13 protein-coding genes are annotated in these 16,321 nt (G+C 69.9%); 12 read left to right on the top strand and 1 reads right to left on the bottom strand.

Going from position 1 to position 16,321, the window contains the following annotated elements; all coding sequences use genetic code 11:
• Positions 1-280: 280 nt before the first annotated feature.
• Positions 281-1,744, bottom strand: a complete 1,464-nt coding sequence (locus ACFUCU_RS06005; RefSeq protein WP_377971378.1) for an amino acid permease — start codon at positions 1,742-1,744, stop codon at positions 281-283.
• A 150-nt stretch (positions 1,745-1,894) separates the two neighbouring features.
• On the opposite strand from ACFUCU_RS06005, the gene ACFUCU_RS06000 reads away from it, so the two are divergent.
• From ACFUCU_RS06000 to ACFUCU_RS05945, 12 genes are all read left to right on the top strand, one after another.
• Complete coding sequence (locus tag ACFUCU_RS06000; RefSeq protein WP_290256437.1) at positions 1,895-2,803, top strand: LysR family transcriptional regulator; 909 nt, start codon at positions 1,895-1,897, stop codon at positions 2,801-2,803.
• A gap of 86 nt (positions 2,804-2,889) precedes the next feature.
• A complete protein-coding gene (panD, locus tag ACFUCU_RS05995) occupies positions 2,890-3,318 on the top strand; it encodes an aspartate 1-decarboxylase (RefSeq protein ID WP_290256438.1) in 429 nt (142 codons plus the stop codon).
• A gap of 34 nt (positions 3,319-3,352) precedes the next feature.
• The gene (locus ACFUCU_RS05990) at positions 3,353-4,279 is read left to right on the top strand and encodes an AEC family transporter (RefSeq protein ID WP_364134562.1); all 927 of its coding nucleotides are present in this window, start codon (positions 3,353-3,355) and stop codon (positions 4,277-4,279) included.
• Positions 4,280-4,375: 96 nt separating this feature from the next.
• Positions 4,376-5,515: a DUF1524 domain-containing protein gene (locus ACFUCU_RS05985; RefSeq protein ID WP_377971375.1), complete on the top strand. Its 1,140-nt coding sequence runs from the start codon at positions 4,376-4,378 to the stop codon at positions 5,513-5,515.
• Between the two features lie 73 nt (positions 5,516-5,588).
• Positions 5,589-6,779, top strand: a complete 1,191-nt coding sequence (locus ACFUCU_RS05980; RefSeq protein ID WP_377971374.1) for an NAD(P)/FAD-dependent oxidoreductase — start codon at positions 5,589-5,591, stop codon at positions 6,777-6,779.
• 4 nt (positions 6,780-6,783) lie between these two features.
• Positions 6,784-7,659, top strand: a complete 876-nt coding sequence (locus ACFUCU_RS05975) for an RNA polymerase sigma-70 factor (protein ID WP_377971373.1) — start codon at positions 6,784-6,786, stop codon at positions 7,657-7,659.
• A 171-nt stretch (positions 7,660-7,830) separates the two neighbouring features.
• A complete protein-coding gene (locus ACFUCU_RS05970) occupies positions 7,831-9,147 on the top strand; it encodes an ABC transporter substrate-binding protein (protein ID WP_290256443.1) in 1,317 nt (438 codons plus the stop codon).
• A 41-nt stretch (positions 9,148-9,188) separates the two neighbouring features.
• On the top strand, positions 9,189-10,142 hold the full coding sequence (locus ACFUCU_RS05965) for a carbohydrate ABC transporter permease (RefSeq protein WP_290256444.1): 954 nt from the start codon (positions 9,189-9,191) through the stop codon (positions 10,140-10,142).
• Positions 10,139-11,086, top strand: a complete 948-nt coding sequence (locus tag ACFUCU_RS05960; protein WP_364134578.1) for a carbohydrate ABC transporter permease — start codon at positions 10,139-10,141, stop codon at positions 11,084-11,086. Before ACFUCU_RS05965 ends, ACFUCU_RS05960 begins: the two co-directional genes overlap by 4 nt.
• Positions 11,087-11,088: 2 nt before the next feature.
• Positions 11,089-13,161: a beta-galactosidase gene (locus ACFUCU_RS05955; RefSeq protein WP_377971371.1), complete on the top strand. Its 2,073-nt coding sequence runs from the start codon at positions 11,089-11,091 to the stop codon at positions 13,159-13,161.
• Between the two features lie 47 nt (positions 13,162-13,208).
• Positions 13,209-14,003, top strand: a complete 795-nt coding sequence (locus ACFUCU_RS05950) for a DeoR/GlpR family DNA-binding transcription regulator (protein ID WP_290256447.1) — start codon at positions 13,209-13,211, stop codon at positions 14,001-14,003.
• 70 nt (positions 14,004-14,073) lie between these two features.
• Positions 14,074-16,320 carry an alpha-galactosidase gene (locus ACFUCU_RS05945; RefSeq protein WP_377971369.1) on the top strand — a complete coding sequence of 749 codons (2,247 nt, stop codon included), beginning with the start codon at positions 14,074-14,076 and terminating at the stop codon, positions 16,318-16,320.
• The last annotated feature ends 1 nt before the right edge of the window (position 16,321 follow it).

The raw sequence follows: 16,321 nt of genomic DNA, 5'->3' as shown, positions 1-16,321 counted from the left end.
TGCGATTCGTATCACGTAAGATAAAGCGACGTTTTCTGAGCATTACTGGTTAGAAAAACCACACCTTCCTAAGACCTTCCCTCACCTCCTGCACTCCTCGTTCCGTCGCTCCCTCACGTCCCGGGAAAACGACGGAACCCTCCCGCAGAAACTGCGGGAGGGTTCGCCAGAACTGAGAAAGCGTCAGCCAGCAACGCGCAGAAACTGCGGGAGGGTTCGCCGGAAGCCCGCCGGATCTGAGGGAGGGTCGGGTGTGGCGGCGAGGTGAAGGCGCCGCGGGTCAGCCGACGTGCCGGTGCTGTTCCACCGCCTCCTGGTGCCGCGGGCTCGCCGGGTTCATCAGCGAGTGCTTCCGGCCGTAGCCGAAGTAGATGCACAGGCCCACCACCAGCCAGACGCCGAAGCGCAGCCAGGTCTCCCAGTGCAGCTGGGCCATCAGGAAGGCCGAGGCCAGCATGCCGAAGAGCGGCACCACGGGCATGAACGGCAGGCGGAAGGTGCGCGGGGCGTCCGGACGCTTGTAGCGGAAGATGATCACCGAGAGGCAGACGACGACGAATGCGGCCAGGATGCCGATGTTGGTCAGGTCCGCCACGGCCTTGATCGGGAACACCCCGGCCAGCAGGGCGGAGGCGACGCCGGCGATCCAGGTGACCCGCTGCGGGGTGCCGTGCCGGTCCGTCTTGGCGAACCAGCCCGGGAGCAGGCCGTCGCGGCTCATGGAGAACCACACGCGGGTGACGCCGAGGAGGAACGTGAGCATCACGGTCAGGATCGAGAGCACGGCAAAAACGGAGATGATGGTGGCGATCACCGGCAGGCCCACACCGTTGAACGCGGAGGCGAAGCCGGCCTTCGGATCGATGTCCTTATAGTTCTGCATGCCGGTGAGGACCAGGGTGGCGGCGACGTAGAGCAGCATGGCCACGATCAGGGACAGCACGATCGCCTTGGGCATGTGCTTCTTGCCGTCGGTGGCTTCCTCCGCCGCGGTGCTCATTGCGTCGTAGCCGAACACCGCGAAGAACACGGTGGCGGACCCGGCCAGCACGGGGCTGAAGCCGCTGGGCATGAACGGGTTGTAGTTATTGGTGTTGATGTAGAAGATGCCCAGTCCGATGATGAACAGGATCAGGACCACCTTGATGGCGACGGCGATCAGCTCGAAGCGTCCGAAGGCTCGGGTGCCGCGGGACAGGATCCAGGTCACCAGCAGGCAGACCAGGATGGCGGGGATGTTCACCACGCCGCCCTTGCCCTCGTCCACGGTGGAGGTCATCCAGACCGGCATGTGGATCCCGATGCCGGAGAGGAAGGCGTCGAAGTAGCCGGAGATGCCGATCGCCACCACGGCCACGATCGCGATGTATTCCAGCAGCAGGTCCCAGCCGATGAACCAGCCAATGACCTCGCCGAGCGCCACGTAGCCGTAGGTGTAGGCGGAGCCCGCGCGCGGGATCATTCCGGCGAATTCGGCGTAGGACAAGGCGGCCGCGGCGGAGGCAAGGCCCGCGATCAGGAAGGAGAACAGCACCGCCGGCCCCACCCCGGGCTCGCTCTCGCTGCCGTGCGCCACGAGGCCGGCCAGGGAGAAGATGCCGACGCCGATGATGCCGCCGACGCCGATGGCCGTCAGTTGCCAGAGGCCCAGGCTCTTGAACAGGCCGCTGTGCTTGCTTTCTTCCTCGATGTCGTCGATCGGCTTACGCCGCATGATCGATCTGGTCAGGTCGCTGGTGCTCATTCCGGTCTCCTGCGTCGGGTGGACCCCGCCCCAGCCGGCGGCGGGCGCCCGTGGTGGGGGTCACATGATTGATTCAGTATGCAAGCCGGATCCCATTAGATAAAGTGACTTCTCCTAACCGATAAACATTAGAATTCACAAGGAATTATCATGCTCGATGTCCGGCGGCTACGGCTGCTGCGCGAACTCCAGATCCGCGGCACCCTGGCCGAGGTGGCCGAAGCGCTTCAGTACAGCCCGTCGTCGGTCTCCCAGCAGCTGGCCCAGCTGGAGAAGGAAGCCGGCGTCGAACTGCTCCGCAAAACCGGCCGCCGGGTCCAGCTGACGCCGCAGGCGGAGGTCCTCGTGGCCCACACGGCGCAGCTGCTGGAGACGCTGGAACAGGCCGAGGCGGACCTTGCCGCCTCGCTGACCACCGTGACCGGCACCGTGCGGATCGCCGTTTTCCAGTCCGCCGCCCTCGCGCTGATGCCGGACGCCCTGACCCGGATGACCGAGAGCTATCCCGAGGTGCGGATCGAGATGACCCAGCGGGAACCGGAGACGGCGCTGCACGAGACCTGGGCGCGGGACTTCGACCTGGTCATCGCCGAGCAGTACCCCGGCCACGCCGCGCCCCACTACGCCGAACTGGACCGGGTCAGCCTGACCCGGGACGCCATCCGGCTGGCCGTTCCGCCGGCCGCGCCCGGGCGGCCCACGGCGGCCTCGCTCGCGGACACCGCCGGCATGCCGTGGGTGATGGAGCCGCGCGGCGCGGCGTCCCGGCACTGGGCGGAGCAGGCCTGCCGCAGCGCCGGCTTCGAACCCGACGTCCGCTTCGAGACCGCCGACCTGCAGGCACAGATCCGGCTGATCGAGTCGGGCAACGCGGTGGCACTGATGCCGGACCTGGTCTGGACCGGGCGGGGCACCACGGCCCGGCTGATCGAACTGCCGGGCCGGCCCTACCGGACGGTCTTCACCTCGGTCCGGCGCTCCAGCGCGAAGCGGCCGGCGATCCTGGCCGCCCGCGAGGTGCTGGCGCAGACGGCGGCCTCGATCTCGCCGGCGGAGTGAGCGGCGGCGGATACGAACCGGGCGGCCGCGGGGGTGTTCCCTGGCTCACAGCGGGTCAAGCGCCCCGGCGCTAGACTGAAGCTGTTATGAATCGCACAATGTTCAAGTCCAAAATCCACCGCGCCACGGTCACCCACGCGGACCTTCACTACGTCGGCTCGGTCACCGTGGACCTGGACCTGCTGGAAGCGGCGGACATCCTCCCGGGCGAGCTGGTGTCCATCGTCGACGTCACCAACGGCGCGCGGCTGGAGACCTACACCATCGCCGGCGAGCGCGGTTCGGGCGTCATCGGCATCAACGGGGCCGCCGCGCACCTGATGCACGAGAACGACATCGTCATCCTCATCACCTACGCCCAGATGACCACCGAGGAGGCCAAGGCCTTCACGCCCACCGTGGTCCACGTGGACCGGGACAACCGTGTGGTGCAGATCGGCAACGACCCCGCAGAAGGCCACACCGCCGGGATGCTCCGGCCGCCGCATGCGCTGAACAACGCCGCCCTGAGCTGAAACCGCCCCGCCTCCTGACCCCGGAACCGGCCGGATGCTAGGCGTCCTGGCCGGCTTCTTCGTCGTCTGGTCGATCATCCTGGTCGGCATGGTCGTCGGCCGCCGCGGCATCCTCGGCGAGAACGCCCGCTCGGTCCTGAGCGCCCTGACGTTCTTCGTCGCCAGCCCCGCCCTGCTGTTCGAGACCCTCAGCAAGGCCAGGCTCAACGAGGTCTTCGCCGCCCCGCTGCTGGTCACCGCCGTCGGGGCCGTCGCCACCGCGGCACTGTATTTCGCGCTGGTCCGCTTTGTGCTCAAACGGCCGCTGCCGGAGGCCCTGGTCTCCTCGATGAGCGCTTCCCTGGCCAATTCGGCCAACCTCGGCATCCCCATCGCCGTCTTCGTCCTCGGCAACGCCGGCTACGTCGCCCCGCTGCTGATCTTCCAGCTCGCGTTCTTCACGCCGCTGTTCCTGATCCTGCTGGACGCCACCACCAGCGGCCACCGGACCACGCCGCTGAGCTTTCTGCTGATGATCCTGCGCAACCCGATGATCGTCGGGTCCGCGCTCGGGTTGGTGGTGGCGGGTACCGGCGTGCAGATCCCGGAGCTGGTGCTGCAGCCCATCCATCTGATTGGCGGCGCCGCGATCCCCGCCATGCTGCTGGCCTTCGGGATGAGCCTTAACGGCTCGCGGCCCCTGCACGCCGCCGCGGGCCGCCGCGTGGACACGGTGCTGGCCAGCTGCTTCAAGCTCGTGGTGCACCCGGCGCTGGCGTTTCTGTTCGCCCGCTTCGCCCTCGGGCTGGACGGCCAGGCCCTGTTCGCCGTCGTCGTCACCTCCGCGCTGCCCACCGCGCAGAACGTCTTCGTCGTCGCCACCCGCTACCGGACCGGCCTCACCGTGGCCAAGGACACCGTGCTGATCACCACCGTGGTGGCCGTCCCCGCCATGATCGGGGTGGCCCTGCTGCTGGCCTGAGCGGCGTGGCACCCCGGACGCCGGACCCGCCGCCACTAGGCTGGTGACGGCCGTTTGCGGCCACGCATCAGGCAGCACACCGGGGGAAGCAGGATCATGGGCAGGAACGACGACGGCGCACGCGCCGCAGCCAAGGGACGCCGCGGCGTCATCGACTGGATCGCCTGCGGTGTCGCGGGCCTGGTGCTGGTCTCCACCACCGCGTGCGGCGGGCCCGCCCCGGCGGCCGCCGACGCCGTCCCGGCAGCGGTCCACACGACAGCCGCCACCAGCGCTGCCCCCTCCCCGACCGCCACGCCGTCGCCGTCGGCGGACCCGGAAAACCCACTGGACCCGGACACCGTCCCGGCCGTCGGCGCCTCAGGGGCCACGGCACCGCACGGACAGCCCGCCTTCGCCAGCAAGGCCCTGGACGTCCTCGCCACCCTGCCCGTCAAGGGCCGCGCACCCAAGACCGGGTACTCCCGCGACCAGTTCGGCCAGGCCTGGGCCGACATCGACCGCAACGGCTGCGACACCCGCAACGACATCCTCCGCCGGGACCTGACCGGGACCGCCCTCAAGCCGGGCACCCACGACTGCGTGGTCCTCTCCGGCACCCTGAACGACCCCTACACCGCGGCTGCCATCGCCTTCGTGCGCGGCAGCAGCACCAGCTCGGCGGTGCAGATCGACCACGTTGTGGCGCTCAGTGACGCCTGGCAGAAGGGCGCCCAGCAGCTCAGTGCCGCCCAGCGCCTCGCCCTCGCGAACGACCCGCTGAACCTCCTCGCCGTCGACGGCCCCACCAACACGAAGAAGAGCGACGGCGACGCCGCCACCTGGCTGCCGCCGAACAAGGCCTACCGCTGCGAGTACGTGGCCCGGCAGATCTCGGTCAAGGCCACCTACTCGCTCTGGGTCACCCAGGCCGAGCACGACGCCATGGCCCGGGTGCTGGGCGACTGCCCCGGGGCCCTGGCCCCGACGAACGAACAGGCGCCCGCCGCCGCCGCGGCACCGCCCGCCCAGGCAGCAGCTCCGGCAGCTCCGGCGCAGCCCGCTCCGGTCCAGGCCGCTCCCGTCCAGCCCGCCCCCGCACCGGCCCCCGCCGCCGTCGTCCCCGCGGCCCCCGCCGCCGCGTACTACGCCAACTGCGCGGCCGCGCGGGCCGCCGGCGCCGCTCCCCTCCGCCGCGGCCAGCCGGGGTACAGCAGCAAGCTGGACCGCGACGGCGACGGCATCGCCTGCGAATAACCGCCCGGCTGTCACACCCGGGGCGCCGGCGGTGTCTGGTGTGTAACAACGGTTCTTCGGACAGGAGTTAGACATGGCAGCACAGCGCGTTCTCATCCTCGGGGCCGGCTACGCCGGCGTCATGGCCGCCAACCGGCTCGCCGGCCGCTCCCCGGCGGTCCGGGTCACCGTGGTCAACCCGGCGGCGGACTTCATCGAGCGGATCCGGCTCCACCAGGTGGCCGCCGGGACCAGGGCCTCGGCCGCCGTTCCGCTCGGATCCCTCCTGAACCCGGCGGTCGAACTGGTCCGGGACAGCGCCGTGCGGATCGATCCGGCCCGGCGGCTGGTGCTCCTGGCCGGCAGCCCGGCTCCCCTGGCCTACGACGCCCTGCTGTACGCCGTCGGCAGCGGCCACGCCCCGGCCGCACCCGGCACCGGGGACGACGCCGTCTACGGCTGCGGCGTCCAGGACGCCCCTTCGGCCGCACGGCTCCGGTCCCGGCTGCGCAGCCTGGCCCCCAGCAGCACCGTCAGCGTGGTGGGTGCCGGGCTGACCGGGCTCGAGCTGGTGACCGAAATCGCCGAAAGCCACCGGCACCTGCGCCTGCGCCTGGTGACCCGCGGGGTGGTGGGCGGGGACCTGACGCCCTCCGGCGCGCGTGCGGTCCGGGCCCGGCTGGCCCGGCTCGGCGTCGAGGTGGTGGAGAATACCGACTTGCGGTCCTGCGACGAGTCCACCCTCACCACCTCCGCCGGCGCGGTCCTGCCCTCGGCCTGCACCGTCCGGGCGGCCGGCTTCGCGGTGCCGCCCCTGGCGAGGGACAGCGGCCTGCCCACCGACCCGCACGGCCGGCTCCTGGTTGATTCCTCCCTCGCCTGCCCGGACCACCCGGGCATCTTCGGCGCCGGCGACGCCGCCAAGGTCGCCGGTCCGGAGGGCCTGCACCTACGGATGAGCTGCGCGTCGGCGCTGCCGCTGGGCGCCCAGGCCGCCGACGGCATCGCCGCCCACCTCGACGGCGGCGGGCCCTCCCCGGCGTCCGCCGGCTACCTGCTCCGCTGCATCAGCCTGGGCCGCGGCGCCGGCCTCATCCAGCCCGTCACCGCCGGGGACCACCCCCGCGGTCCGGTGCTCCGCGGCCCGCTGGCCGCGCTGGCCAAGGAACAGGTGTGCCGGATGACGGTGTCCTGGCTCCGGGCCGAGTCCCGCCGGCCCGGCTCCTTCAGCTGGCCCCGCGGGCCGAAGGCGGCGCTGCCCGAACACACCGCCGGGGTGCGGTAACGCCATGGACAGCCACCGGACCTTCGCCGAACACCGCCCGCTGTTGTTCACCATCGCCTACGAGATCACCGGTACGGCCGCGGACGCCGAGGACGTACTCCAGGAGAGCTACCTGAAGTGGTCCGCGGTGGATCCGGACGGCATCGACAACCCCCGGGCGTACCTGGCCACCATCGTGACCCGCCAGTCGCTGAACGCCCTGCGGAGCGCGCGGCGGCGGCGCGAGGACTACGTCGGCCCCTGGCTGCCGGAGCCGGTGGCCACCCTCCCGGATGTCGCGGACGACGCCGTCCTCGCCGACTCGCTCTCCTTCGCCATGCTCGTGGTGCTTGAAAGCCTCTCCCCGGACCAGCGGGCCGCCTTCATCCTCCGGGAGGTCTTCGACTTTCCTTACGAGGAGATCGCCGGGGCGACGGGCAAGACGCCGGCCGCGGTCCGCCAATTGGTCCACCGCGCCAAGGAACACGTGGCCCGGCGCACCCCGCGCTACGACGTCGATGCCCGGGACCGGAAGGACGTCACGGACCGCTTCATCGCCGCCGCGATGGGCGGTGACGTGCAGGCCCTGATGGATGTCCTGGCCCCCGGCGCCGTCCTGCTCTCCGACGGCGGGGGCAAGGTCTCGGCCGCCCGCCGCCCGGTGGTGGGCGCGGAAAACATTGCCCGCTTCCTGCTCGGCCTCGCCGGCAAACCGCTCCCGGACATGCGGGTGGAGCCCGCTTTCCTGAATGCGATGCCCGCGATCGTCATCTCCAGCGGCGGCCGCGCGGACCTCGCCGTCGTGATCGAGGCCGACGGCGGGCACGTCACCGGGCTGTATTTGGTGCGCAATCCGGACAAGCTCGGCGCCGTCGCGTCGGTCCGGCACCTCGGCCGCTAACCCGGTAGCGCACCCTTCACCGTTCCGTGCTTACTCCGGGCGGACCGTGAGCATGTTCCCAGCGCGTAACAAAATGTGCTTTTTTGCCTGTTGACGTTCCTTATTGTGCGATTATGATGAATAATCATGTGAGCTGCTTCACACCACCCGCACTGTTTCAAAGGAGAAATCATGACCATGCACGAAGACGCTCTGCGCCGGGCCTCCAGCCAGGGCGGGTGGGACCGCCGGACGCTGCTGAAGACGTTCGGTGCCGGCGCCGTCGCCTTCGCCGGGGCGCCCCTGCTCAGCGCCTGCACCGGCGGCAGCGGACCCGCCGCCAGCGGCAACAAGACGGTCACCTTCGGTTCCGGTTCGTCCGACGAGGTGCCCAAGGCCGCGTACAAGGCCGTCACCGACGCGTTCACCAAGAAGTCCGGCATCGCCGTCACCACAAACACGGTTCCGCACAACGACTTCCAGAACAAGATCAACACCTACCTGCAGGGCAGCCCGGACGACACCTTCACCTGGTTCGCCGGCTACCGCATGCAGTACTACGCCGGCAAGGGCCTGCTCGCCCCGATCGACGACGTCTGGGAGAAGATCGGCGGCAACTACTCGGACGCCATGAAGAAGGCCTCCACTGGCGCCGACGGCAAGATGTACTTCGTCCCGAACTACAACTACCCCTGGGGCTTCTTCTACCGGAAGAGCCTCTGGGCCGAGAAGGGCTACGAGGTCCCCACCACGTACGACGCCCTCCTGGCCCTGTGCAAGAAGATGCAGGCGGACGGGCTCATCCCGATCGAATTCGCCGACAAGGACGGCTGGCCGGCCATGGGCACCTTCGACTACCTGAACATGCGCCTGAACGGCTACCAGTTCCACATGGACCTGACCGCGCACAAGGAATCCTGGGACCAGAAGAAGGTCAGTGACGTCTTCGACACCTGGAAGGCCATGCTGCCGTTCCAGAACCCGAACGCCCTTGGCATGACCTGGCAGGACTCCGCCAAGAACCTGGGCGACAAGAAGTCCGGCATGTACCTGCTCGGCTCCTTCCTTACCCAGCAGTACACGGACAAGACCGTGGCCGCGGACATCGACTTCTTCCCCTTCCCGGAACTGGCGATGGAAGGCCGCGACGCCGTCGAAGCCCCCATCGACGGCCTCCTGCTCTCCAAGAAGGGCGGCCAGAACCAGTCGGCCAAGGACTTCCTCGCCTACCTCGGCACCCCCGAGGGCCAGGACGTCTACGCCTCCGTGGACAGCTCCAACATCGCCACGGCCAAGGGCTCGGACACCTCGAAGTTCACGCCGCTGACCAAGAAGATGGCGGACGTGATCACCAACGCCAAGAGCATCAGCCAGTTCTTCGACCGTGACGCGCTCCCGGCCATGGCGAACAACGTCATGATCCCCGCGCTGCAGTCCTTCATTAAGGACGGCAACGTGGACGTCAAGAACCTGGAAGCCCAGGCCAAGTCCCTCTACGCCGCGCAGTAGCGCTGCCAGGGCCCTTTCATCGGCACTAAGGAAATGTTCTTGTGAGTACACCATCCAAAACGAGCCCCGCCGGGGCACGGCGTCCAGCCGCTGCCCGGGCGGGGCGGGTCCGCCGCCTTTCCGGCCGCGACAAGTGGATCCTGGCCTTCATGGTGGGACTTCCCACCCTGATCCAGCTGGTTCTGGTCTGGATCCCCACGCTGCTTTCGGCGGCCCTGTCCTTCACCCGGTGGAACGGCCTGAGCCTGGACGACATCAAGCCCGCGGGCGTCAGCAACTACGACTTCATCGCCCAGAACTACCCGCCGTTCTGGCCGGCGGTGCAGCACAACGTGCTGTGGCTGGTGTTCCTGGCCGTGATCGCCACCCCGCTGGGGCTTCTGCTGGCCATCCTGCTGGACCAGAACATCCGCGGCACCAGGATCTACCAGAGCATCTTCTTCACCCCGGTGATGCTCTCCCTGGCCCTGATCGGCGTCATCTGGCAGCTGTTCTACAACCGGGACAACGGCCTGTTGAACTTCCTGCTCGGCACCGCCGGCACGCCCCAGGCCGTCGACTGGTTCGGTGACTCCGGCGTGAACATCTGGGCCGCCCTGATCGCCGCGACCTGGCGCCACGCCGGCTACGTCATGATCCTCTACCTGGCCGGCCTCAAGGGCGTGGACCCCACGCTCCGCGAGGCGGCCCAGATCGACGGCGCCAACGCCGTGCAGACCTTCTTCCGGGTGATCTTCCCGGCGATGCGTCCGGTCAACGTCATCATCATCGTCATCACCGTGATCGAATCCCTCCGGGCCTTCGACATCGTCTACGTCATCAACCGCGGTACCAACGGCCTGGAACTGATCAGCGCCCTGGTGATCCAGAACCTCGTCGGCGAGGGCCAGGTGATCGGCGTCGGCTCGGCCCTGGCCGTCATCCTGCTGGTCATCTCGCTGGTACCCATCACGTTCTACCTGTCCCGGGCCTTTGGAAAGGACAAAGAGGCATGAGCATCGCACAGCCTACGGACGCACGCCCGGCGGGCCGGGCACCGTCACGGCGCGGCGCCGCCGCCGGAACCGGGAGCCAGAGCGCCGGCAAGCGCAACAAGCCCCGCTTCGGCCTCCACATCTTCCTGAGCGTGCTCGCGGTGATGTGGCTGATCCCCCTGGCCTGGACCGTCTTCACCGCACTCCGGCCGAAGGCGGACACGGACAAGTACGGCTACTTCAGCTTCGGCGGATCCTTCAACTTCGACAACTTCGTCCAGGCCTGGACCCAGGGCGGCTTCGCCCAGTACGCCTGGAACTCGGCCCTGATCACCATCCCCTCCGTCATCCTGGTGCTCTTCTTCGCCTCCATGATGGCGTTCGCGGTCAGCCGGGTCAGCTGGAAGTTCAACGTCACCCTGCTGATCATGTTCACCGCCGGCAACCTGCTCCCCCCGCAGGTCCTCGCCGCCCCGCTGTTCGAGATGTTCAAGCTCCTCCCGCTGCCCTACAGCGTCAGCGACTCCGGCAGCCTGCTCAACACCTACATCAGCGTGATCGCCGTGGACACCGCCTTCCAGATCGGCTTCGTGACCTTCGTGCTCTCGAACTACATGAAGGCCCTGTCCCCGGAACTGACCGAGGCCGCCCTGGTGGACGGCGCCGGCATCTGGCGCCAGTACTGGGAAATCATCCTCCCGCTGTGCCGGCCGGCCCTGGCCGCCATGGGCACCCTGGAAGTCATCTTCATCTACAACGACTTCTTCTGGCCGCTGCTATTCCTGCAGAGCGGTGACCGGCTGCCCCTGACCACCGCTGTGAACAACCTGCAGGGCCAGTTCCTCTCCAACTACAACCTCATCGCCGCCGGCGCCATGATCACCGCCATACCCGCCCTGGTGATCTACCTCCTGCTCCAGCGGCACTTCGTGGCCGGCCTGACCCTCGGCTCCAGCAAAGGATAATTGTGGACAACAGCACCAAGCCCCCCAGGGCCTCGATGGACTACATCACCGCCCGCCTCGGCTCCGAGGGCGCCCCGCAGCTGGCCTTCGGCGGCGACTACAACCCGGAGCAGTGGCCGGAGGAGACCTGGGCCGAGGACGTCGCCCTGATGCGCGAGGCCGGCGTGAACCTGGTCAGCGTCGGCATCTTCAGCTGGTCCCTGCTGGAGCCCTCCGAGGGCGAGTACGAGTTCGGCTGGCTGGACCGGGTCCTGGACCTGCTGCACGAGAACGGCATCCGGGTGGACCTGGCCAACGCCACTGCCTCCCCGCCGCCGTGGTTCAGCCACAAATACCCGGAGTCCCTGCCCGTGACGGCCGACGGCGTGCGGCACAGCTACGGTTCCCGGCAGGCGTTCGCCGCCTCCAGCCCGGACTACCGCCGGGCCGCCGCCGCCCTGACCGAGCAGATCGCCACCCGCTACAAGGACCACCCCGCCGTCGTCATGTGGCACGTGCATAACGAGTACGGCTGCCACAACCAGCCCGACTACTCAGACGGCGCCGCCGCCGGCTTCCGGGTCTGGCTGAAGAACCGCTACGGCACTCTTGACGGGCTCAACGCCGCCTGGGGCACCGCGTTCTGGTCCCAGCGCTACTACGACTGGGAGGAGATCCTGCCGCCGCGCACCTCCGGCACCTGGGTCAACCCCACCCAGCAGCTGGACTTCGCCCGGTACTCCTCCGACGAACTGCTCGAGTGCTACAAGGCGGAGGCGGAGATCATCCGCTCCCACTCGGAGCACCCGGTCACCACCAACTTCATGGGCTTCAACATGGGCCTGCACCAGCCGGTGGACTACTGGCGCTGGTCCGAGCAGATGGACGTGGTCTCCAACGACCACTACCTGATCGCCGAAGACCTGCGGAATTACCAGGAGCTCGCGGCGACGGCGGACCTCACCCGCGGCTGGGCGCAGGGCAAGCCGTGGCTGCTGATGGAACACTCGACGTCGGCGGTCAACTGGCAGCCACGCAACATCGCCAAGGCGCCCGGAGAAATGCTGCGCAACTCGATGCAGCACGTGGCCCGCGGCTCCGACGGCGCCCTGTTCTTCCAGTGGCGCGCCTCCCGCGCCGGGGCCGAAAAGTTCCACTCCGGCCTGCTGCCGCACGCCGGGACGGAGACCAAGGTCTGGCGCGAGGTGGTCCGGCTGGGCCAGGCCCTGCGCAGCCTGGCCGAGATCGCCGGCTCCACCGTCACCGGAGCCTCGGGCCGGGTGGACGTCGCGATCGTGCACGACACCGACGCCCGCTGGGCCTCGGAACTCGACTCGCACCCCAGCGTGGACGCCTCCAACATCGCCGAGACCCGCCGCTGGCACGACGCCTTCTACCGGGCCGGGATCCCCACCGACTTCGTCCGCAGCACCGACGACCTCTCCGGCTACCGGCTGGTCATCGCCCCGATGCAGTACCTGATCACCGACGAGGGCGCCGCCAACCTGGACGGCTTCGTCCGCACCGGCGGCCACCTGGTGGTGTCCTACTTCTCCGGTATCGTGGACGAAAATGACCACATCAGGCTTGGCGGCTACCCCGGCGCGTTCCGCGAACTGCTCGGCGTGCAGATGGAGGAGTTCTTCCCGCTCCGCGCCGGCGAGAGCGTCCCGCTCAGCCGCTTCGGCGCCGGCACGTACTGGAACGAACTGGGCCACGCCACCACCGCCGACGTACTCTCCGCCGTCGCCCACGGCCCGGCGGCCGGATCCCCCGCGGTGACCCGAAACGTCGCCGGCAAGGGACGGGCCTACTACGCCGCCACCACCCTCTCCCCCGAGGGGCTGCGGGAACTGCTCGCCGTCGTCTGCCCCGACGCCGGCGTCGCTCCCCTGGTCCCGGACCTCCCGGCCGACGTCGAGGTGGTCCGCCGGGCCAAGGACGGCACGCACTGGACGTTCTGCATCAACCACTCGGACCGGGACGTGCACCTGCCGCTGGAAGGCTACGACGTCCTGGCCGACGCCGGGCTCGACGGCGGCCTGGGGCTCCCGGCCGGGGGCGTCGCCGTCGTCCGTTCCACCTCCCGGCAGTAGCCGCACCCGCCGGCCACTTCACCCGACAACGCATAGAAGGACTCCCGATGCTCGCCGCAGCCCGTCACTCAGCCATCCTCGCCGAGGTTCAGCGCGAGCGGATCGTCCGCGTCGCGGACCTCGCCAAGATGCTGGGCGTCTCGCTGATGACGGTGCGGCGGGACATCGAGGCCCTCGACGCGGCCGGCGCGGTGGAGAAGATCCACGGCGGCGCGAAGCTCCCCGGCGGGGCCAGCACCCACGAGCCGGGCTTCGAGCTGAAAATGACCCAGCTCAAGGACGAAAAGATGGCCATCGCCCAGGAGGCGGCGGCCCAGGTCCGGGAGGGGATGGCGGTGGGCCTCAGCGCCGGCACCACCACCTGGGCGCTGGCGCAGCTGCTCACGGCCGGGCCGCAGATCACCCTGGTGACCAATTCGGTGCGGATCGCGGACACGTTCCACCAGAGTTCCTCCCCGTCCACGGTGATCCTTACCGGCGGCCAGCGCACCCCCTCGGACGCCCTGGTGGGGCCGCTGGCCACTTCCTCGCTCCGGCAGCTGCACCTGGACGTGCTCTTCCTGGGCGTCCACGGGGTGGACCCGGATGCCGGGTTCACCACGCCGAATGTGCTGGAAGCCGAGACGGACCGGGCCTTCGTGGCCGCGGCCCGGCGGGTGGTGGTCCTGGCCGACCACACCAAGTGGGGCACCCTGGGCATCAGCACCATCGCCGCCCTTGAGGACGCCGACGAATTGATCAGCGACGACCTCCTGGGCATCGAGGCCCGGCGCATCCTCGGCGAGCGCGTGGGCCGGTTGCGGCTGGCCCCCACGCACACCGCCGGCGCGGCCACCGGCTGAGCCGCTCCCCCCATCCCCTACCCGACGCACTCCCCCTAAATCCCCGAACCTGACGACGCCTGGAGCTGCAGTGAACAACCCGGACCTGAACCTTGCCCCGGAGAGCCGGACCCCGGCCACTCCGGCGGCGCCCGCGCCGCTGTACCTGCGCCGCTCCGGCACCGCCCTGCTGCTGGACTTCCGCACCGGCGAGCCTGCCCTGCTGCACTTCGGCGCGGACCTCGGCCCTGAGCTGCCTGACCTGACGCTCCTGACGGACCCGGTGCCGCACTCGGCCCTGGACGTCCCGGTGACCCTGGGCCTGGTCCCGCAGGCCTCCTCCGGCTGGCGCGGCCGGCCCGGCCTGCGCGGCCACCGCGGGGGCACCGCGTTCTCGCCCCGGCTGCGGCTGGTCTCCGTGGACGCCGGCCCCGGCGACGACGCCTCGGCGGTCCTCACCCAGGCCGACCCGGACGCAGGAATCACCGTGCGCACCGAACTCCGGCTCAACGACGGCGGGCTGCTGCAGCTGCGCCACACCCTGGTCAACGACGGCGGCTCCCCCTACACCGTGGAGGAACTTGCCGCGGTGCTGCCCATGGGCCGCGCGGCCGCGGAGGTCCTGGACCTCACCGGCCGCTGGTGCCGGGAATCCCACCCGCAGCGGCTCCCCCTGCACCAGGGCACCTGGGTCCGCTCCGGCCGGCACGGCCGCACCGGCCACGACGCCTCGCTGCTCCTGGCCGCCGGCACCCCCGGCTTCGGCTACCGGCACGGGCAGGTCTGGGCCGTGCACCTGGGCTGGAGCGGCAACCACGAGAGCTTCGTGGACACCACCGGCGACGGCCGCACCGTGATCGGCGCCTCCGAGCTCCTCGGATCCTCCGAGGTCACCCTCGCCCCCGGCGAAAGCTACGAGACCCCGTGGCTGTTCGCCGCCTACTCGGACGAAGGCCTGGACGGCATCACCGCCGCGTTCTACGCCTGGTTCCGCGCCCGCCCGCACCACCCCACCGCCGGCAAGCCCCGGCCCGTGGTGCTCAACGTCTGGGAGGCCGTCTACTTCGACCACCGGCTGCCGGCCCTGCTGGACCTCGCCGCCTCCGCCGCCGCGCTCGGCGTGGAACGCTACGTCCTCGACGACGGCTGGTTCCGCGGCCGCCGGAACGACACCGCGGGCCTGGGCGACTGGTACGTGGACGAGGACCTCTGGCCGGACGGGCTGACCCCGCTGATCGACGCCGTCACCGGCCACGGCATGGAATTTGGTCTCTGGGTGGAACCGGAAATGGTCAACGAGGACTCTGACCTGGCCCGCGCGCACCCGGACTGGATCGCCGGACCCGCCACCGGCGGTTCCGGAAACGGTCCGGCCGGCCGGCTGCCCGAGCGCTGGCGGCACCAGCAGGTCCTGGACCTGGTGAACCCCGAGGCCTGGCAGTACATCTACGACCGGCTCGACGCCCTGCTGAGCGGGAACCGGATCAGTTACCTCAAGTGGGACCAGAACCGGGACCTGACCGAGATGGGCCACGACGGCCGGCCCTCCGTCCACGCCCAGACCCGCGCGGTCTACCGGCTCCTGGACGCCCTGCGCGAGGCCCACCCGGACGTGGAGATCGAAAGCTGCTCCTCCGGCGGAGCCCGCGTGGACCTGGGCATCCTGGAACGCACCGACCGGGTCTGGGGCTCGGACTGCAACGACGCCCTGGAACGCCAGACCATCCAGCGCTGGACCGGGATGGTGGTCCCGCCCGAGCTGGTGGGCTCCCACATCGGCCCCACCCGCAGCCACACCACGGCCCGCACCCACGACCTGTCCTTCCGGGCGGTCACCGCCCTGTTCGGCCACTTCGGCCTGGAATGGGACATCCGGCACCTCGAACCCGCCGAGCGGGACGAACTGGCCGGGGCGATCGCCCTGTTCAAGGAGTACCGGGGGCTGCTGCACAGCGGCCGGATGGTCCGGGCGGACGAACCGGACCCGGCGCTGCGGCTGCACGGGGTGGTGGCGCACGACGGCGGGGAGGCCCTGTTCGCCTTGGTGTCCGTGGCCACCTCGTTCGCCGAGACCCCCGGCCGGGTGTGCCTGCCGGGCCTGGACCCGGACACCCGGTACCGGGTCGAGGCGGTCTACCCCGCCGCGACTGACCGCGGCGCCTACCTCCAGACCGCACCGCCGGGCTGGCTGGCCGGCGGCGTGGAGGCCACCGGACGTTTCCTGGCCGGATCGGGCCTGCCGATGCCGGTCCTGAACCCGGAGCACGGCGTGCTCCTGTCCGTCCGCCGGGCCGGCGGCGGCGCACCCCACAGCGGCACCCCGGTAAGGAACTCCTAGC

It is taken from the genome of Arthrobacter sp. NPDC057259 (assembly GCF_042668995.1).
Taxonomy (GTDB): Bacteria; Actinomycetota; Actinomycetes; order Actinomycetales; family Micrococcaceae; genus Arthrobacter.
The sequence above is the reverse complement of the archived record's forward strand: the minus strand, read 5'-3'. Positions and strand labels throughout refer to the sequence as shown.